This is a genomic window from Desulfovibrio sp. SGI.102 (assembly GCF_050314315.1).
Classification (GTDB): Bacteria; Desulfobacterota; Desulfovibrionia; order Desulfovibrionales; family Desulfovibrionaceae; genus Desulfovibrio.
The window spans coordinates 23,787-42,720 of the sequence record NZ_JBNPNC010000010.1 but is presented as its reverse complement, the minus strand read 5'-3'; the positions used below and the strand labels follow the sequence as shown (position 1 = coordinate 42,720).

Annotated in this window: 20 protein-coding genes and 1 tRNA gene; 11 read left to right on the top strand and 10 right to left on the bottom strand. The window is 61.2% G+C overall.

Translation table 11 applies throughout. The features are described 5' to 3' along the window. Nucleotides 1–70 precede the first annotated feature (70 nt). The 9 genes from tsaD to ACQRCJ_RS04030 all read right to left on the bottom strand — a co-directional run bounded on the left by tsaD (nt 71) and on the right by ACQRCJ_RS04030 (nt 7,454). Nucleotides 71–1,132 carry a tRNA (adenosine(37)-N6)-threonylcarbamoyltransferase complex transferase subunit TsaD gene (tsaD, locus tag ACQRCJ_RS04070; RefSeq protein ID WP_168935784.1) on the bottom strand — a complete coding sequence of 354 codons (1,062 nt, stop codon included), beginning with the start codon at nt 1,130–1,132 and terminating at the stop codon, nt 71–73. A gap of 18 nt (nt 1,133–1,150) precedes the next feature. Continuing rightward, complete coding sequence (fbp, locus tag ACQRCJ_RS04065) at nt 1,151–2,155, bottom strand: class 1 fructose-bisphosphatase (RefSeq protein WP_427799383.1); 1,005 nt, start codon at nt 2,153–2,155, stop codon at nt 1,151–1,153. A 76-nt stretch (nt 2,156–2,231) separates the two neighbouring features. Further along, complete coding sequence (locus tag ACQRCJ_RS04060; protein WP_303934357.1) at nt 2,232–3,692, bottom strand: hypothetical protein; 1,461 nt, start codon at nt 3,690–3,692, stop codon at nt 2,232–2,234. 16 nt (nt 3,693–3,708) lie between these two features. Next, nucleotides 3,709–4,608 (bottom strand): tetratricopeptide repeat protein, encoded by a 900-nt coding sequence (locus ACQRCJ_RS04055; RefSeq protein ID WP_303930356.1) that lies wholly within the window; start codon nt 4,606–4,608, stop codon nt 3,709–3,711. Further along, a complete protein-coding gene (locus ACQRCJ_RS04050) occupies nt 4,592–4,921 on the bottom strand; it encodes an FtsB family cell division protein (RefSeq protein WP_006005369.1) in 330 nt (109 codons plus the stop codon). The genes ACQRCJ_RS04055 and ACQRCJ_RS04050 overlap by 17 nt, the downstream gene beginning before the upstream one ends. Nucleotide 4,922: 1 nt before the next feature. Continuing rightward, nucleotides 4,923–5,177, bottom strand: a complete 255-nt coding sequence (locus ACQRCJ_RS04045; RefSeq protein ID WP_006005367.1) for a hypothetical protein — start codon at nt 5,175–5,177, stop codon at nt 4,923–4,925. Between the two features lies 1 nt (nt 5,178). Next, the gene (pgsA, locus tag ACQRCJ_RS04040; RefSeq protein WP_168935781.1) at nt 5,179–5,733 is read right to left on the bottom strand and encodes a CDP-diacylglycerol--glycerol-3-phosphate 3-phosphatidyltransferase; all 555 of its coding nucleotides are present in this window, start codon (nt 5,731–5,733) and stop codon (nt 5,179–5,181) included. Nucleotides 5,734–5,853: 120 nt separating this feature from the next. Beyond that, nucleotides 5,854–6,762 carry an Mrp/NBP35 family ATP-binding protein gene (locus ACQRCJ_RS04035; RefSeq protein ID WP_040369252.1) on the bottom strand — a complete coding sequence of 303 codons (909 nt, stop codon included), beginning with the start codon at nt 6,760–6,762 and terminating at the stop codon, nt 5,854–5,856. A gap of 35 nt (nt 6,763–6,797) precedes the next feature. Beyond that, complete coding sequence (locus ACQRCJ_RS04030; RefSeq protein ID WP_239465002.1) at nt 6,798–7,454, bottom strand: protein-L-isoaspartate(D-aspartate) O-methyltransferase; 657 nt, start codon at nt 7,452–7,454, stop codon at nt 6,798–6,800. A gap of 137 nt (nt 7,455–7,591) precedes the next feature. Between ACQRCJ_RS04030 and ACQRCJ_RS04025 the strand changes: the two genes are divergently transcribed. The 8 genes from ACQRCJ_RS04025 to ACQRCJ_RS03990 all read left to right on the top strand — a co-directional run bounded on the left by ACQRCJ_RS04025 (nt 7,592) and on the right by ACQRCJ_RS03990 (nt 15,809). Continuing rightward, the gene (locus tag ACQRCJ_RS04025) at nt 7,592–8,908 is read left to right on the top strand and encodes a M23 family metallopeptidase (protein ID WP_427799382.1); all 1,317 of its coding nucleotides are present in this window, start codon (nt 7,592–7,594) and stop codon (nt 8,906–8,908) included. Between the two features lie 145 nt (nt 8,909–9,053). Continuing rightward, entirely contained in the window at nt 9,054–9,470 is a 417-nt protein-coding gene (ndk, locus tag ACQRCJ_RS04020) for a nucleoside-diphosphate kinase (protein WP_204625559.1), read from the top strand. Nucleotides 9,471–9,617: 147 nt separating this feature from the next. After that, complete coding sequence (locus ACQRCJ_RS04015) at nt 9,618–10,349, top strand: SDR family NAD(P)-dependent oxidoreductase (RefSeq protein WP_204625558.1); 732 nt, start codon at nt 9,618–9,620, stop codon at nt 10,347–10,349. 161 nt (nt 10,350–10,510) lie between these two features. Next, nucleotides 10,511–11,653: a pyridoxal phosphate-dependent aminotransferase gene (locus ACQRCJ_RS04010; RefSeq protein WP_412389988.1), complete on the top strand. Its 1,143-nt coding sequence runs from the start codon at nt 10,511–10,513 to the stop codon at nt 11,651–11,653. Nucleotides 11,654–11,900: 247 nt separating this feature from the next. Further along, nucleotides 11,901–12,905 (top strand): methionine ABC transporter ATP-binding protein, encoded by a 1,005-nt coding sequence (locus tag ACQRCJ_RS04005; protein WP_168935776.1) that lies wholly within the window; start codon nt 11,901–11,903, stop codon nt 12,903–12,905. Further along, nucleotides 12,898–13,560 (top strand): methionine ABC transporter permease, encoded by a 663-nt coding sequence (locus ACQRCJ_RS04000; RefSeq protein WP_168935775.1) that lies wholly within the window; start codon nt 12,898–12,900, stop codon nt 13,558–13,560. The genes ACQRCJ_RS04005 and ACQRCJ_RS04000 overlap by 8 nt, the downstream gene beginning before the upstream one ends. A gap of 38 nt (nt 13,561–13,598) precedes the next feature. Next, entirely contained in the window at nt 13,599–14,396 is a 798-nt protein-coding gene (locus ACQRCJ_RS03995) for a MetQ/NlpA family ABC transporter substrate-binding protein (protein WP_427799381.1), read from the top strand. A 294-nt stretch (nt 14,397–14,690) separates the two neighbouring features. Beyond that, complete coding sequence (locus ACQRCJ_RS03990; protein ID WP_418735147.1) at nt 14,691–15,809, top strand: hypothetical protein; 1,119 nt, start codon at nt 14,691–14,693, stop codon at nt 15,807–15,809. Nucleotides 15,810–16,100: 291 nt separating this feature from the next. On the opposite strand, the gene ACQRCJ_RS03985 is transcribed toward ACQRCJ_RS03990, so the two are convergent. Next, a tRNA-Leu gene (locus tag ACQRCJ_RS03985) sits at nt 16,101–16,187 on the bottom strand. A gap of 187 nt (nt 16,188–16,374) precedes the next feature. Here ACQRCJ_RS03985 and ACQRCJ_RS03980 point away from each other — a divergent pair. Genes ACQRCJ_RS03980 through ACQRCJ_RS03970 form a run of 3 tightly spaced genes read left to right on the top strand, consistent with a single transcriptional unit; the run spans nt 16,375 to nt 18,934 of the window. Next, nucleotides 16,375–16,941, top strand: a complete 567-nt coding sequence (locus tag ACQRCJ_RS03980; protein WP_303955873.1) for a hypothetical protein — start codon at nt 16,375–16,377, stop codon at nt 16,939–16,941. Nucleotides 16,942–16,984: 43 nt separating this feature from the next. Further along, the gene (locus ACQRCJ_RS03975) at nt 16,985–17,368 is read left to right on the top strand and encodes a DVU3141 family protein (RefSeq protein WP_427799380.1); all 384 of its coding nucleotides are present in this window, start codon (nt 16,985–16,987) and stop codon (nt 17,366–17,368) included. A gap of 15 nt (nt 17,369–17,383) precedes the next feature. Next, nucleotides 17,384–18,934 carry a polysaccharide biosynthesis/export family protein gene (locus ACQRCJ_RS03970; protein WP_168935770.1) on the top strand — a complete coding sequence of 517 codons (1,551 nt, stop codon included), beginning with the start codon at nt 17,384–17,386 and terminating at the stop codon, nt 18,932–18,934.

The following is an 18,934-nucleotide window of genomic DNA, read 5'->3' as shown; positions in this document are numbered from 1 at the left end:
ACGGCTGCCAAAAGATTAGTTGCCTCAACCGCCACTGTCAAGACGGTGACACAAAAACGGTGACAAATATCTAGAGTTCCCGAAAAAACATATCGTCCGGGATCGCCTTGCCCCGCGGGATGGTCTCCATGCGCAGATCATGCTGCCAGCCTTCCCTGGCGATGAGCCAGGAGGCATAGGCCACCATGGCGGCGTTGTCCGTGCACAGGGCACGGCCGGGCATGATGGTATGGCCGCCCCGTTTTTCCATCAGCTGTGCCATACGCTCACGCAGCAGACTGTTGGCGGCAACGCCTCCGGCCATGATCAGCAGATCCAGATCGGGGTTGGCGGCAAGCGCCCGCTCCACCTTGGTGGCGATGGTCTCCACCACGGCCAGATTGAAAGAGGCGCAGCAGTCCTTCAAAGCCTGGGGGGCATCTGCCGTATCCTGCAAGGGATGCGGCCAGGGCTGATCAGGCAGCACCTGGTGCACATAGCTGGTCACGGCGGTCTTCAGGCCGCTGAAGCTGAAATCCAGATTGTCGTTGTCCAGATACGGGCGCGGGAACAGACGGGCATCCGCCCTGCCCTGCCGGGCCAGGGCATCCATCAGTTTGCCGCCGGGATAGGCCAGCCCCAGGATCTTTCCGACCTTATCAAAGGCCTCACCTGCCGCGTCATCCAGCGTCTTGCCCAAGACGATGCAGCGGGAAGGCGATTCCATGCGATAGATATGCGTATGCCCGCCGGAGACCAGCAATCCCAGCGCGGGGAAGCGCAGTTCGTTCTCCAGCCCTGCGGCCAGCAGATGCGCATGCAGGTGATTGACCCCCAAAAAGCGGGCCCCGCACCCCAGCGCCAGTGCCTTGGCAAAGGCAACGCCTACCAGCAGGCTGCCCAGCAGGCCGGGCCCCCGGGAGACAGCCACCACATCCAGATCGGACGGACGCAGGTCAAGGCGCTGCATGAGCTGGTCGAACAGCGTCCCCAGATAGCGGTAATGCTCGCGGGAAGCCAGTTCAGGGACGACGCCCCCGAACAGGGCATGGATATCCGCCTGGCTGGCCAGGACGGCATCCAGCAGGACACCGTCCCGGACCACCGCCAGCGCGGTCTCATCACAGGAACTTTCAATGCCGAGGCACAGCAAGGTCTTCTCCCACTCGGACTAGTCCGGATACTTGGCGTAGATGGCCTCCACAGCCTCCACGTCACGGGCCGAACCGATGTACAGGGGCGTACGGGCGTGCAGGGTCTCGGGGCGACGCTCAAGGATACGGCGACGACCGTCGCTGGCCTTGCCGCCGGCCTGCTCGGCCAGGAACGCCAGCGGGGCGGCTTCGCACATCATGCGCAGTTTGCCGTTGGGCTTGTTCTTGTCCGGCGGATACAGATAGATGCCGCCGTACAGCAGCGTGCGGTGGAAGTCGGCCACCAGCGAGCCCACATAACGGGCGGAATAATCCTTGCCTTCCGGGCTCTTGCAGGTATGGAACCATTCGACGGCCTCACGCGCGGGCTCGTCCCAGTTGTTCCGGTTGCCTTCATTGACGGAATAGATGTGCCCCTGCTCCGGGATGCGCATATCAGGATGGGAAAGCAGGAATTCCCCGACGCCGGGGTCCAGTGTGAAGCCATGCACCCCCTGACCGGTACTGAACACCAGCATGGTGGACGGGCCGTACAGGATATAGCCCGCGGCCACCTGCTGGATGCCGGGCTGCAGGACTTCTTCCAGGGAGGCTTCACCAGTGCTGCCCGCAGGACGGCGCAGGATGGAGAAGATGGTGCCCACATTGATGTTGACGTCGATATTGGACGAACCATCGAGAGGGTCGAAGATCAGGATATAATCGCCGCGGGGAAATTCCGGTCCCACGCGCACCAGCTCCGGCTCTTCCTCGGAGCCCATGGCGCACAGGGCGCCGCAGCGTTCCATGCGGTAGAGCAGGATCCGATTGGCGATGCTGTCCATCTTCTGCACGTTCTCGCCCTGGACGTTCACCTCGCCCGTGCCGCCGAGGATATCCAGCAGACCGGCCTTGTTGATCCGGCGGGAGATGGTCTTCCCCGACAGGATCAGGTCATACAAAAGACCGGTGAACTGGCCGGTAGCCTGGGGAGAGCGCTTTTGGTGCAGCAGAAGATGTTCGGTAACGGTAATGTCGGCCATGAAAAGCCTCCTTACACTGGATATGAAAGCGTGTGCGCCGCCGAAGCGGCGCACACTGCGTGATTGCTGTCAAAGACTACCTGGGGCCGAAGGGACTGGGGCGCCCGCCCGGCAGCAGGGCCGGACGTCTGGGCTCTGAAGGCTCTTCGGCTGCCGGCGCTTCCGCAGGCTCGGCAGCGGGTTCTGCCGCAGGCGCTGCCGTCTCTGCCGGGGCCGCAGCAGACGTTTCGGAAGCTGCGGGCTTGGCGGCAGCCGGAGCCTCGGGGGCAGCCGTTTCTGCTGCGGGAGCCGTATCGGCAGCGGACTCAGCCGGAGCTGCCGGGGCAGCGGTATCCGCTCCGCCCTGCTCGGCTGCCGGCTTGGCAGCGCCACGAGGACCAAAGGGACTGGGCATGCGCACCTGCGGCGCGGGCGCGGTCTCTTCAGGCAGTTCGGGCACCGTGAGCGCCTCATCGGGGATGACGAGCCGTCTGCGCGGACGCGGCTTCACGTTCTCGCCGGCCAGCGGCCGTTCACGCACGCGGGAAGGAGCCGGAGCGCTTTCCTGCGGCGGCTGGACGATGCTGGCGCCCGGAGCCACATCCTGCGGCGGCATGCCGCCGGCATCACCGTAGCCGTCAACGGCATCTTCGGAAGCACCGAAGGCGGGCGTCGTCTTGCTGCTATCCTTCTTGCGTTCGGGCATGGGCGGCGGAGGAAGCTTTTCCTTTTCCTTGGGGAAGAAGGGCAGGCCCTGATCCACGCTGCCGTTCCCCTGCGGGAAGGTGCCGGATTCCGCCACGGCAAAGACCAGCGGCAGGTTGCCCAGATAACGCACCATGTAATAGAAGCTCCCCGTCGCGTTGGTGCAGGTGCCGGAAGAGCTCTTGGTGACGGCTTCTTCCCAGTTCACCGAAGCGAGCGGGGTCGCCGCATAGTCATACTTGCCGGGCCAGAGCAGCGCCTGAGGGCTGAGGATGACCATGTCCTGGGGATTGCCGGAATACTGCACCAGGTTGCGCATGTCGAAATAGGCCACGACGATGCCGAGGAAATCCACGCCATCGTACAGGGGGGCAGCCAGCATGACTTCCGGCCCCATGGGGGTCTGCTGCACACCGGCACGCAGGGCACGGCTGCCCTGCTTCTTGTCTTCATACAGCAGCGGGATGAAATCCAGCTGTTTCAGAGGATTGGCAGGCTCCTGCCCCAGCAGGGTCCCGTCATATTTGACGCCGGCAAAGCCGTCCAGCCAGGGATGGGCGGCAAAAAGGCTGTCCATCCACTGCCGCGTCGGCGGTTTGTCCGCATTGATCATGGTCCGCTCAAAGCGGCCCAGCTCCACATCCAGCCCCATCATGCAATTGGTGAGCGCCAGCGCACGCGGGGAAAGATCTCCTTTTTCACCATAATCCACAGATGCAGGAGGGCTGACATAGGTATACCAGACATCCTTTGTACCCTTCCAGACATTCTTGGTGGGCTGGTAGGAACTGCAGCCCGCCACCATGGCGGCGGAGGCAAGCAGTACACAACAACGCCTAAACAAATGGGACACCACGCACTCCTGCTTCTTAACTCTGGGCCCTGGCTTCCACGCGTTCGGCCAGGGCTTCCAGCATACTGATGAGTTTGTCCTTGCCTGCGGCCATGTCCGGCGAAGGCGGAACGAGATCTTCCACAGCAGCGCCCTCAAGCTGAGTGCGCAGCATGGCGATACGCTGCTGCAGGACTTCCTGTTCGGAAGAGCCGGCGGCGGCAGCAGCCAGCTCGGTATAAATATCCAAAGCGCCCTGAAGATCCCCCTGCTCGGCCAGGACTTCTGCCATGGACCGGGTACGCAGGGAAAGGGGCCTGGCCGGGGTCGGTTGCGGCAGCGGATGCTCCCGTCTGCCCTGTGCCGCAGCAAAGGAAGCAGCGTCGTCGTCTCCCTTAGCCATCCCGGCACCGGCAGGCTTGGCCGCCGGAGAGGAAAAAGCATCATGCGCCTGCGCATCCATGTCCTCGGGCCCCATGACGGCCAGGTCGGCCAGGGCCTTGCCGCGCGGCAGGTCGCTGCTCTGGGCCTCCTGCATGAAGGAACGCAGGCCCCGTTCAAAAACTTCGTTGAGATTCAGCGGGCGGCTCGCGAAGCTGGCAGCCAGAAAGCGCAGGGCCGTCGCCACATCCCCGCAGCCGCTGCCGAGCATGCTGGCCGCCCAGGCCTGCCAGAAGCCGGGATAGGAGGCAAAAAGCTGCCCCAGTTCCGTCACCTCCGCCACGCAGGCTTCGGGCTGCCCGTGATGATAGAGCTGCTCGATATAAAAAAGCCGTGCTTCAAGAAATTCGGGATGACGCTCCAGCCCCCGGCGCAGGGTCTCAAGCGCCGCTTCAGGCTGTCCGTCCTCCACCAGCAGGCGGGCCAGAGGGAAAAACAGCTTGGAGCTGGGTTCCAGCTCCAGCACTTCCCTGTACCATTCAATTTTGTCCATCATGCGTGGCAGCCCCGCTCTCCCGGTTTTCGGAGGAATCACCAAAAAGGTACAGCACTTCGTTCTCGTGGACGTAGTGCAGCCGCTGGCGTATCATTTTTTCGACATAGCGTTCATCCGTCTGGAGCAGACGGATGTCCCGGCTCAATGAGCGGTTCTCCGCATCGATGCTGGCGATCTCGGCCTCGATGGCCGCATGTTTCTGTTTGAGTTCACGATAGGCGATGAGCCCTTCAGATCCCCAGATCATGTGACAGAAAATGATGAGGTTGATCCCCCATACAGCTACCAGAACTATGACCCGCCAAGCTACCATCTTATTGCAAGACCCGTCGTTGTTTCTGCCAGGTACGCCGGGAGAGCCCCAGCTCTTCCAGAAAAGTCGCTGTGGCGGATTCCAGACGCTCTACGTCATCCTCTCCAAGGCGCATCTGCTCGACGCTATCCAAAAAGCGCCGTAATGCCATGAATTCTTCAACAAAATAGCGATCGGAGAGATCAGCTCCGATCTGTGGCTCCAGCTCGAGGATGGTCTGGATGCAGTTTTTCAGCCGTAACTGCAGGGTACTCATCTTATTCGGCAGCGTTTTTTGCGGCGATCTTGCGGTAGAAACCGTAACAGTAGTTCACACAGGACACTACGGACATGATGAGCGCCAGATAGAGGATGATCTCCCCGATGGGCCACAGACGCACGCCCCAGTAAGGATAGTGCAGCAGCATGGGGATGATGGCCGCGATCTGCAGGACGGTCTTGAGCTTCCCGTACCTGTCGGCGGCGAGGACGATCCCTTCATCGATGGCGATGGCGCGCAGCCCCGTGACCACCAGCTCACGGCAGACGATCAGGATGACGACCCACGCTTCAGCCCAGCCGAGGGTGCAGAACATGATGAGCACGGAACAGATGAGGACCTTGTCCGCCAGGGGATCAAGGAACTTGCCCATGCTGGTGACCATGTTGTTGCGCCGGGCCACGTAACCGTCGGCCCAGTCCGTGATGGAAGCGGCAATGAATGCCAGCGCGGCCAGCACACAGGTCACCGGGCCCTGGAAATACAGCAGCACGATGACGAGCGGAACCAGCAGCATGCGCAACAGCGTCAGTTTATTCGCAAGATTGAACATATTCTCACCGACCGGGAAACAGGACTACATGGAAACGGGTATCACAAACGCGTCCCCGAGAAAAGGGAAAAACGCGCAGGTATCTTGAGGGGGTGGACGAGCCCCCCCCCCAAAGAGCGCCTAGCTCTTGCTGACCAGCTTCGCGGCGCCGCTGTCGGCAGCCTGGGCGATGGCGTCAGCCAGATGCAGGAAAGCCTGCTTGGCAGGGCAATCCTGTTCAAGATAGACCACGGGCACGCCCCGGTCGGCGGCCACCACGGTGGCCGGATCCAGCGGGATGGCACCCAGGAAGGGGATGCCGTAATGCTTGGCAAGCTCTTCACCGCCGCCCTTCTTGAACAGGTCGATCTCCTGGTGGCAGTGGGGGCAGACAAGGCCGCTCATGTTTTCCACCACGCCCAGGACCTTGCCTTCGGCGACCTGCAGGAAGTTGACGGCCTTGCGCACGTCGGCCAGGGAGATCTCCTGCGGGGTGGTCACCGTGACGCTCTGGGCGTCGGTGATGGTCTTGAGGATGGTCATGTGTTCGTCACCGGTTCCTGGAGGGGAGTCGATGAGCAGGAAATCCAGCGGGCCCCAGGCCACGTCGGAGAGGAACTGGCGGATGGCAGCCGTCTTTTTGGGGCCGCGCCACAGGATGGCCTGGTCACGATCCTGCAGGAAGGAATCCATGGAAATGACTGCCAGGTTCTCATTGTACATGGCAGGGATGAGTTCGTTTTTCTCATTCATTTCGATGGTAGCCTTCAGACCCAGCAGGTTGGGCACGCTGGGGCCGTGCATGTCCACGTCCAGGATGCCGACCTTGAAGCCGCGATGGGCCAGGGCCGCGGCGGTATTGACGGTGACGGAGCTTTTACCCACGCCACCCTTGCCGCTCATGACAAAGATCTTGTGCCGGATGTGGGCCAGGCGGTCGGCAATGATCTGGTCTTGCCGGGCCATGGCCGATTCCATGCAACCGGCGCCGCCGGGGTTGCCTTTGGAAGAGCAGCCCGACGCAGAGGAACAGGAAGAACAGGAAGACATGATATCTCCTTTACAGGGTATGACAACAGGCGGGCTTACCAACCATGGTCGCCCACCAGATCCACGAAGACGGCAGGGCCCAGGTCCTCGCTGCAAAGCCGTCCCTGACGGCGCATGATGCGCATCAGGCGTTGCGTGCGGGGCCGTGCCCCCACCGGGATCAGCATGATGCCGTCCACGGCAAGCTGCTCCAGCAGGGGGCGGGGGATCTGGGGACCTCCGGCAGTGACGATGATGCGGTCGAACGGGGCGGCGGCAGGCATGCCCAGCGTTCCATCGCTTCGTTGCATGTGAATAGCGCGAAGATCGAGCTGCTGCAAGAGGGCCCGGGCCGATTGGTACAGCTCTTTGAGGCGCTCCACGGTATAGACCGTGCAGCCCATGGCGGCCAGCACCGCCGCCTGGTAACCGGAACCGGTGCCGACCTCCAGCACGCGCATGCCGGGCGAGGTCTCCAGCATCTGGGACATGAGGGCCACCGTGGACGGCTGGGAGATGGTCTGTCCGTAGCCGATGGGCAGCGGACAATCCTCATAGGCCCGCGAACGCAGCCCCTCGGGCACGAAAAGATGCCGGGGGACCCGCGACATGGCATCAAGGACGCGTCCGTCCGTTATGCCCCTGGCGGCCAGCTCCCGAACCATGCGCAGACGCAGGCGTCTGGGATCTATCGCGGTACCTCTTGCCATCATGCTCGTTTTGTCCTTTGCGTATGGCGAAGAAAGAACAAATTTTCCCCCCCAAGTCAAATGCCGTCAAAGCGGGGGCTATTCCTTGAAAACTCCCCTGAAACGTGCAACACTCTCGCTTGTATGAGAAAGGAGTCTCCATGCGCAAAAAAAATTTCTTTTCCACTATCCTGAGCCTGCTCATCCTGATCGCGCTGATTGCCTGTGGGTACATCTTTTTCAAGGATATGGACGGTCCGTCCATCGCCATCGTGCCCGATACCGGACGGGTCTCTCCCCACACGCCCCTGCAGATAACGCTGGCGGACCCTTCGAACATCCGCTCCATCTCCGTGGGAGTGCGCCGCAACAATGTGGTCACCCCCATTTTCCAGCGGCATTTCGAAGAATACCTGTCCCAGCGTACTGTCGAGGTCTCGCTGAAGAATGCCGGCCTGCGTGAAGGGGCCTTCGAGCTGGAGATCAAGGCGACAGACGCCTCCCTGGCCGGCTTTGGTCAGGGCAATACCCGCACGGAAGTGCTGGCCATGCGTCTGGATACCCAGCCGCCGCGCATCTCCGTGAAGACCCTGCCGCCCAGCGTGCGCCGCGGCGGTGCCGCCGCCATCCGCTATACCATCGACGAAGAAGTCACCCAGAGCGGTGTGCTGGTGGCGGGGTATTTCGTCCCCGGCTTCCTGCAGAAGGACGGCAGCTACATCTGCTTCTTCCCCTTCCCCTACACCATGACCGCCGTGGAATATAAAAACGCCGTGGAGCTGACCGCCACGGACATGGCCGGCAACGTGACCCGCAGCCGTCTGGGCCTGCTGGCCTACGAACGCAACTTCAAAAGCGATACCATCAGCATCTCGGACAACTTCCTGGCCAGCGTCAACAGCAAGCTGGGCTATCTGGCCCCCAACGCCGCCAATCAGCTGGAAGGATACCTTTATATCAACAACCAGGTCCGCGCGGCCAACGTCGAGACCCTGCGTGCCCTGCGCAAGGACACCGCAGCGGCCATGCTCTGGGACGGGATGTTCCAGCGCCTGCCCCGCTCCGCGGCCCGTGCCGGTTTTGGTGATCACCGCTACTTCACCTACCAGGGCAAGCAGGTGGGCGAATCCTACCATCTGGGTTTTGACCTGGCCTCGGTCCGCAATGCCGAAGTCCCCGCAGCCAATAACGGCCGCGTGGTCTTCACCGGTGAGCTCGGCATTTACGGCAACCTCGTCGTCATCGACCACGGCCTGGGACTCATGTCCCTCTACTCCCATCTGAGCGAGATCCACGTCAAGGTGGGCGATGTGGTCCAGAAAGGCGCCATCATCGCCAAGACGGGGAGCACCGGTCTGGCCTTCGGCGATCACCTGCACTTCGGCATACTGGTCGGTGGCGTGGAAGTCACCCCGCTGGAGTGGCTGGATCCCAAGTGGATCAAGGACAACATCACCGGACGCCTGAACGCCCAGTAAGGCTCGCAAAGCCATCCCGCAAGGGATGGCTTTTTTATGCCTGCATGGATTCGACCTGTCTGGGCACACCAGAAACCTCTTGTCTTATGAAATATTTTATGCAATAAGGATTGCCGCTTTTTTTCATTTATCCACAGGAGATTCCATGGAACGTACTTTTTGCATCATCAAACCCGATGCCGTTGCCCGTAACCTGCAGGGTGAGATCCTTGCCATGATCCAGGGCGCCGGTCTGCGCGTGGTGGCCATGAAGCAGATCCGCATGACCCGCCAGCAGGCCGAAGGCTTTTATGCCGTGCACAAGGAACGGCCTTTCTTTGCCAGCCTGACGGAATACATGAGCTCCGGCCCTGTGGTTTGCGCCATCCTTGAAGGCGACAAGGCCATTTCCCGCTATCGGGAACTGATGGGCGCCACCAATCCTGCCAATGCCGCAGAAGGCACCATCCGCAAAAAGTACGCCGAAAGCATCGAAGCCAACTCCGTGCACGGCTCTGACGCGCCGGAAACTGCCGCTTACGAAATGGCCTACTTCTTCAATGCCCTGGAGATCACCGGCTAGGCATCTTCATTTGCCGCCCGGCCTCCGGTCCTCGGCGGATCGGGGGCTTTTTTGTTTTTCTCCCCTGCCCCCCGTCTTGCGGGCCGCCGGTGCCTCGGCTATTGAAAACAGGCGCATCTTGGCTGCAAAATTTTTTTTGGAGGGACTATGCCCGTTGCCATCATCACCGGCGGTGCCGCCGGTATAGGACGTCACCTGTGCGCAAGATTTGCCCGCGAGGGGTATGTGGTCGCCGCTCTGGACATCCAGCCCATGAGCAGCCCCCACCCGGACATCCACTGTTTTCCCTGTGATCTGCGCGATGAAGCCGCCATCACCTCTGTTTTTCATACCATCGCCCAGACGCTCGGCACTCCCCGCGTCCTCATCAACAACGGGGCCGTCAGCCGGTTCCGGAAGCCCTTCCCCCTGCTGGAAGCCAAGGAATTCGATGACGTCCTGGGGACCAACCTGCGCGGCGCGTTCCTCTGCTGCCGGGAATTCGTCCGTCTTTGCCGGGGAACGGGCTATGGACGCATCATCAACATCGCCTCCACCCGTTACCAGCAGAACGAATGCGGCTGGGAAGCCTACGGCGCCTCCAAGGGCGGGCTTGTCTCCCTGACCGCCAGCCTGTGCGTGTCACTGCACGGCACGGGCATCACCGTCAATGCGGTCAGCCCGGGATGGATACAGGTGGACGACTACGACAGCCTGAGCCCCTGCGACCACAGCCAGCATCCGTCGGGACGTGTGGGAAAACCGGAAGACGTCTGCAATGCCTGCCTGTTCCTGGCCGGGGAGGAGAACGGCTTCGTCAACGGCGTCAATCTGCCGGTGGACGGCGGCATGACCAGGCGCATGATCTATCCCGAGACCGATCCCCTTTGGACGGAATAGGCGGAAGGGCCTCTTTCTTTTTGGCGCCCCTCCTGATATGAGGCCCGGATGACATACGAAAGGGCACGCCGTCTGCCCTGCGGCGCCACCGCGGCACGAGTATCGGCCGCGCAAGGCGCGGAACCAGCCTGCCCGACGGCAGGAAGAACAAAGGATATACGATGATAGCCGAGAGAGTACGCGGCATCACGCCGTTTCTGGCCATGGAAGTGCTGGAACGCGCCCAGAAGCTCGAACGGGAGGGTGCTTCCATCATCCACCTGGAACTGGGCGAACCCGATTTCGATACGCCCGAGTGCATCCGTCAGGCTGCCTTCAAGGCCCTGGACGAAGGGCAGACCCACTACACCCACTCCCTGGGCGATGTGGAGCTGCGCGAACATCTGTGCGCCTATTACAAGCGGCGCTATGGTGTCAGCCTGCATCCCGACCAGGTGCTGATCTTCCCCGGTTCTTCCCCGGCCATGATGATCCTTTTCTCCGCCCTGCTCGATCCGGGCGACGAAGTCATCCTCTCCAATCCCGGCTATGCCTGCTATCCCAACTTCGTGCGCTATGCGGGCGGGGTGCCCGTCTGGACGCTGACCCATGAGGAAGAAGGCTTCCAGTTCCGTCCCGAAGACGTGGCCAAACAGATCACGCCGCGCACCCGGGCCGTGCTCATCAACTCCCCCTGCAACCCCACGGGCATCGTGCTGGAGCCGGAGCGCATGCGCGCCTTGGCCGAACTGGGCCCCATGATCGTTTCCGACGAGATCTATCACGGTCTGACCTACGGGGATGCAGAAGAGCACTCCATCCTGGAGTACACGGACAATGCCGTGGTCATAGGCGGCTTTTCCAAGGCCTATGCCATGACCGGCTGGCGCCTGGGCTACCTCATCGTGCCCCGTGATCTCGTGCGCCCCATGCAGGCCCTGATGCAGAACTTCTTCCTGTCCACCAATTCTGCGGTGCAAAAAGCCGGTATCGCGGCCCTGACCTGTGCCGATGAAGACGTGGCCCGCATGCATGCCACCTACGACGAACGCCGCCGCTTCCTGCTGGGCGAGCTGAAGCGCCTGGGCTTCAACATCCCCGTGGAACCCATGGGAGCGTTCTACATGCTGATCAATGCCCGCCATCTGGGCAGCAGCTCCATGGAACTGGCCTTCGACCTGCTGGAAAAAGCCCATATCGGCATCACCCCCGGTATCGACTTCGGCAGCCAGACCGAAGGGTTCCTGCGCCTTTCCTACGCCAATTCCATCGACAACCTGGCCGAAGCCATGCGTCGGCTGGAAGCCTACATCCGCCAGCGTTAGCACTTTGGAGGAAGCGGGGGAAGGAATGTCCTTTCCCCTGCTTCCTCCCTGCACGTCCCGCTCCTTCCTCCCATGTCGTCACCGTGCCGGTCCTGACAGGATACGGCTTTTTTTCTGCGCCCCGCCCTTCCCCGACTATGGCCCGAAGCCTTGCGCAGCACATTTTTCGGCATCTTTTTTCTTTGCGAGCGGGGGAAGATATGCTAACCTCGAATACCCCCGACAGGGGAATCAAAGGGGAGGCACTATGGCCGAAGCGCCGATCATCGATATCGTCAATCTGGAAAAACGTTACCGCAGCAAAAATACGGATGTTTTTGCCCTTCAGGGCATCAATCTTGCCATCAACAAAGGAGACATCTTCGGTGTTATCGGCAAGAGCGGTGCCGGCAAGAGCACGCTCGTCCGCTGCATCAACATGCTGGAACGTCCCACGGGCGGTTCCATCTTTTTTGAAGGCAAGGACATGTGCCGTCTGTCGGAGAGCGAGCTGCGCGCTGCCCGGCGTTCCATGGGCATGATCTTCCAGCAGTTCAACCTGCTCATGCAGCGCACGGCGCGCCAGAACGTCTGCTTTCCTCTGGAGCTTATCGGCATGGACAAGGTCCAGGCCCGCAAGCGTGCTGAAGAACTGCTGGATCTGGTGGGCCTTGCCAACCGCATGGATTCCTATCCTTCGCAGCTCTCCGGCGGCCAGAAGCAGCGCGTGGCCATCGCCCGTGCCCTGGCCACCAATCCGCAGGTGCTGCTCTGCGACGAAGCCACGTCCGCCCTTGACCCGGCCACCACGGACTCCATCCTGTCCCTCATCAAGGACATCAACAGGGATCTCGGCATCACGGCGGTCATCATCACCCACGAGATGAGCGTCATCGAAAAGATCTGCAGCCATGTGGCCATCATCCACCGCGGCAAGATCGTGGAGCACGGCGAAGTCGAAGAGGTCTTCTTCCATCCGCGCACCGAGGCCGCACGCCGTCTGGTCATGCCCGAGGCCCTGCAGAACCTGCCCCAGGAGAACCTCTACCGCCTGATCTTCAACGGCCGTTCCTCCTTCGAGCCCGTCATCGCCAATATGGTGCTGGAATGCCACTGCCCCGTGAACATCATGTATGCCGATACCCGCGACATCGGCGGTATCGCCTTTGGCCAGATGGTGTTGCAGCTGCCCGAATGCCCGGAATCGCGCCGGAGCATCCTGGAATTCGCCAAATCCAGGAACATCCTGCTGGAGGAGATGAAGCATGTTTGATCAGGCCACTGTGGAAATGCTCATGGAAGGGGTGGTGGATACCCTGTACATGACCATCGTCTCCACGTTTTTTTCCTATGTCTTCGGCATCGTGATGGCCGTCGTCCTGGTCATCTGCCGCAAAGACGGCATCCGTCCCAATCCCGTGGTCTACAGCGTGCTGGATGTGGTGGTGAACCTGACCCGTTCCTTCCCCTTCCTGATCCTGATGATCGCCGTCATCCCCTTCACCCGCTACATCGTGGGGACCACCATCGGCAACAACGCCACGGTAGTGCCTCTGGTCATCGCCGCGGCGCCCTTCGTGGCCCGTCTCATCGAGTCCTCCCTGCTGGAAGTGGATAACGGTGTGGTGGAAGCCGCCCAGAGCATGGGGGCCTCCACCTGGCAGATCATCACCAAGGTACTGCTGCCCGAGGCCATGCCCTCGCTCATCAACGGCAGTGCCGTGGCGGCCATCACCATTCTGGGCTACTCCGCCATGTCCGGCGCCGTCGGCGGCGGCGGTCTGGGCAAGCTGGCCATCATGTACGGGTACAACCGCTACCAGACCGACATCATGATCGCCACGGTGATCCTGCTCATCATCATCGTGCAGATCTTCCAGAGCTTCGGCAACTGGGCCACCCGACGCAGCGACAAACGCGGGTCTTGATCCGCTTTTTCTATCACCCTTTCCCCGAGGTTTTTCCCATGAAAAAACTTCTGCTGACGCTGGCCGCCATGCTGGCCGCCGGAACTCTGGTTTGTCATGCCCAGGCCGCCACCACCATAAAGGTGGGCGCCTCTCCCACGCCGCACGCCGAGATCCTGAATGCTGCCAAAGACATGCTCAAGGCTGAAGGCATCAATCTGGAGATCATCGAATATTCCGACTATGTGCAGCCCAACGTGGCTCTGGACAGCAAGGATCTGGACGCCAACTACTTCCAGCACAAGCCCTATCTGGACGACTTCAATGCCCAGAAAGGCACCAAGCTGTCCTCCATGGGCGGCGTGCACTATGAGCCCTTCGGCATCTACGCCGGCAAGTGCAAGAGCCTGAAGGACCTCAAGAAGGGTGCCATCGTGGCCGTGCCCAATGACGCCACCAACGAAGGCCGCGCCCTTCTGCTCATGCAGGACCAGGGCCTCATCACCCTCAAGGACGGTGTGGGCCTGACCGCCACCGTGCGCGACATCAAGGACAACCCCAAGAAGCTCCGCATCGAAGAGATCGAAGCCGCCCAGCTGGTGCGCGCCCTGCCTGACGTGGATATCGCCATCATCAACGGCAACTACGCCATCCTCGGCGGCCTGAAGGTGGCCGATGCCCTGGCCGTGGAAGCTGCCGACTCCGCCGCTGCCACCACCTACGCCAACATCCTGGCCATCCGCACCGGCGACGAAAAGCGTCCCGAACTGCAGGCCCTGTACAAGGCCCTGTGCAGCGACAAGATCAAGGAATTCATGAAGACCAAGTACGAAGGCGCCGTGCTGGCCACTCACTAGGCCAGGACCGCAACGTCATCTGTAAAGGCCCCCTCCCTGGGGGCCTTTTTCATGGCTCCACGTTTCCGTACTGCTGCCCGGGGATATTGCGGACAGGCAAGACGTACCTGCCGCCCCCCATCAGACCAACAGCCAGATCTCATCCGCGGATGCTCTTCCTGGCCGGCTTCAGCATATACAGACAGTTCCCGGGCTCCGGCACCTCCGGCCGAAGCGCGCCCCCTTCCTCTTGAAGCCATGCCCTCTGCCTGCTACCCTTTCCTCTCTACCGTCACTTTTTCCAAAGGAGAGCGCATGCGCCCGGCCCTGCTCCTGCTGCTGGCTATCCTGCTCCATGTCCAGCCTGTCTCTGCCGCCCGGTCTTTCGTCGACATCTGGGACGATGCCGTCCCGTTGTTGCACGAAGGGGTGGATATCATCGCCTCGGGAGAGGACCCCTCCGAACGCAGCTGGGCCGAGGTCCTGACGTTCCGCGATCCCAAATTCCAGCGCATCGTCTCCGAATGCTTCGCCATCCTCGCGGATTCCCAGGCTCTGGACCTCATCGCCAGCCGGGATGCCGTCCGCGACGAGATTGTCGCAAAGCGCCAGAAGATAGCGGCCCTGCAGCAGGAGCTCGTTTCCGCCCCCTCTTCACACTGGAACCCGCTCAAGGCCACGCGCAGCAGCCTGCAGGAAGATATCGCCGGACTGCGCAAAGAGATAGCAGATCTGGAACACGGTCTGGAGGCGGACAAGGAACGCATCTTTGCCGAGATCTCCGCACGCGGCCTGCCTGTCAGCCGTGAACAGCTGGAGACCATGCTGAGCGCGGCCGACGGCAAGGATACCGCCAGCATCATGGCCGTGGCCGAGAACATCAGCGCCATCCAGCGCAGCATAGAAAGCCAGCTGGCGGCCCCGGACGCCTCTGTGGAGCTGCTCCAGACCTATACGGGCATCTACATGATGTGCAACAAGGTCTATGTCTACGCCCTGCAACAGGCCCTGCAGCAGATCGACAGCCGCTACCTCGACCGTCTGGGAAAGATAAGGAAGGAGGCTGCCCAGCTGCAGGAACATGCCCGCAGCCTGCTTTCCGGGGCCGAGGAGACGGACCGGAAGATCCTGGAAGTGAACATCGCCGCCAACCAGAGGACACTGGATGCCGTGGACCTCTACAACCAGTATCTGTCACGTCAGAAAAAGCATTTGCAGCAGTTGCTGCAGCGGGCGGAAAAATCCTTCAAGGTGGCCGTCAATACCTATCGGACCGTCAAGACCAGCAGCGATCTGCTGGGGATGATGCACACGTCGGAAGCGGATTTCTCCCGCATCTTCGCCTTCCAGCCGCCAGACCTCTCCCTGCTGTATGATGCCCGGCTGCGGCAGGAGTTCGACGACATCACAAGCAGACTGCGGGCAGCGGAATAAGGCCGGACGCCCCAGAAACGGCAAAAGCTCTCCTCATTCGAGGAGAGCTTTTTTATGACAGAGCCTGTCACCGTCCGTCTGCTTCACGTACCGGCAGGGCACATCATGCCGCCTGCCCCGCTCATCGCAGCATGGTGAGGCTGGCAAGGAGCCCCACAAAAGTCTGCGCTGGCCTCCGCGCCGGGTCACCTCCGCCCGAATGGGGGCTGTCTATTTTGCGCCTGCGGCACGCAGTAGGTCAAAGCCTGCAACAAAAAAAGGCTGGTATTGCTACCAGCCTTTGCTTTCACTTGGTGCCGAAGGGGAGAGTCGAACTCCCACTCCGTTGCCAGAACTAGACCCTGAACCTAGCGTGTCTACCAATTCCACCACTTCGGCACAACAAAAGTATATTTACGCCATCAGCGCCCATCTGGCAAGCATTTTTTGTCTCCCTTTTCCGTTTTGCGGAAACTGATTTTTTTCTTTTTTATTATCAGTATGATATAGCGATATTTGACAGATGTTCCGCATCGGGATAATCGACATTTTTGTCCGGCACAGCTGAAACTGCCGGAGGATCTCCATGCAAAAAAGCTCTTGGCATTACTGGCAGCAATGGCGTCAGCGTTTTCCCCTGCAACGGGATGTACACTTCGATCAGGGGATCCTGAGCAATGATTACTGCCGGGACTGTCGTTACTGTTGCGGCCCTCAGGACTGCGCCACCCCTTTTCCCATGAAGCTGCTGCCTTCGCAGCAGCATGACCATCTGGAGAGGGACTTTTTTCTGCTTGCCCCTGATACGGCCTGCCTGGACGACAGGGGGTGCAAATCCTGCGGCCCGGAAGGCTGTCTTCTGCCACGGCAACGTCGTCCTGTGGCCTGCAGCCTGTTCCCGCTGGTCCTGCTCGATACGGGCCTTTATCTGTACAAGATCTGCCCGGCGGTCTTTTTCCTGCCTCTGGACCGCTGGCTCGTCATGGCCCGGGAGGCCGTAAACTGGCTTGTAACGCTCGCTCCGGAGGACCTGAAGCAGCTCGCCATCCATATCCCGGAAGCTATCGTGCGGGAACGCTTCATCGATCTGGGGCTTCCCCTGCCCTTTTCACCCCGGATGCCGGATCCCGCGCATCAGCCTGTCCAGGGCTGACCAGCAACGGTCCGATTCCGGCCTTTCCTTTCCAGGAGAACTCATGAAACGTCTCTCTACCCTTCTCATGCTGACGACCTGTCTGGCCCTCAATGGCTGCGGCCTGCTGGGAGACTCCCCTGAAACGCCCGAATACAAGCCCAGCCCTGTGGAAAATTTTATGGCCAATGCCGTGCCCAGTGACATCACCACCCTTTCCGATCCCGCCTTCGGGACGGACGTGCGCGTGAGCATGGAAGACAGCTTCTTCTCCGCGGCTGGTGAGGAATGCAAGCGCGCCACTGTCCGCAACAATTTCAATGAAGCCGAGATCATCGTTGCCTGCCGCAATGCTCAGGGCCAATGGCGGCTGGCGCCCCGCGTCTGGGGCCAGGGCATGCGTCCCGCTGTCATGCCGGCTTCCCAGACGGAAGAGGCCAAGGACTAAGCCCGGGGCCGTACCATGAAAAAGTCTGTTTTTCTTTTGCTGCTGTGCCTGCTGCTCCTGCCGCAGGGCAGCTATGCCGCTGACGCTCCGGCCCCCTACGGAGCCAATCTTTTCCAGGGCAATTTCGGTCAGGGAGGAGCCGCCGGCGCCATCGCACCGGGTGACAGGGTCGTCCTGCGCCTGTGGGGCGGGAGCCTCAATGTGGATACCATCCTCGAAGTCAGCCCTGCCGGCCAGCTGGACATCCCTGAAGTCGGCCAGCTCAACGTGACCGGTCTGGCCCAGGACAAATTGCAGGATGCCCTGCGCAGTAAGCTGGCGGCCTCCGGCCATGCCGACAGCCAGATCTATCTGGCCCCCATGGATGCGCAGCCCATCACTCTGTTCGTCACCGGCAATGTGCCCAAGCCCGGCCGCTACAGCGGTTCTGCGGCCGATCCCCTGCTGAGCTATCTGGACAAGGCGGGCGGTATCGACGCCGGACGGGGCAGCTACAGGAACATCCAGGTCCGCCGCAACAATCAGGTCGTGACGACGGTGGACCTGTATCCCTTCATCCGTGAAGGCAGCATGCCGCCCATCCGTTTCCAGAATGGCGACATCATCGTTGTCCCCGACAAGGGGCCCACGGTCACTGTCACGGGCAAGGTACGCACCAGCGCCCGCTTTGAGCTGCCGGAAGGCAAGACCTCCGGGGCCAGCCTGCTGAAGCTGGTGGATCCGGACAGCAGTGCCTCGCATATCGCCATCAAGGGGGTCCGCAACGGCAAGCCCTACAATACCTATCTGCCCCTTGGCGAACTGGCCAGCCTGCAGCTGGCGGACGGTGACAGCATCGAGCTGCTGGCGGATACCGCAGGCAATACCATAACGGTCACGGTGCAGGGAGCCGTGCGCGGTGCCAGCCGCTTTCCCGTGCGCCGCGGGGCACGCCTGGATGAAGTGCGCAACTTTATCGCTGTCGAACAGGGACGCGCTGATCTGAACGGCATGTACATCAAGCGCAAGAGCGTGGCCGAACGCCAGAAGAAAGCCATCGCCGACAGCCTGCGCCGCCTGGAAGAATCCGCCCTTACCGCTTCGTCGGCCAGCACGGAAGAGTCCCAGATCCGCGCCAAGGAAGCGGAGATGATCGCCAAATTCGTGGAGCGGGCCAAAGCCGTGGAACCGGAAGGTGTCGTCGTCCTGAGCGACGGCCAGAAGATCGGCGACATCACGCTGGAAGATGGCGATGTCATCGTCATCCCGGCCAAGAGCGACGTGGTCCTCGTCAGTGGTGAAGTCATGATGCCCCAGGCCATGCTCTGGAGCAAAAACAATGATCTGGACGATTACATCAAGGGAGCCGGCGGCTATAACAGCCGCGCGGACCAGGATACTGTGCTCGTCATGCATCCCAACGGCTCGGTGAGCCATGATGGCGACAATATCCGGCCCGGGGACCAGATCCTTGTGATGCCGCGGGTGGCCTCCAAGAACATGCAGGCCGTCAAGGACATCTCGCAGGTCATGATGCAGGTGGCCGTGTCTGCCCGTGCCATCCTGGGCCTGCCCACCCTCTATTAA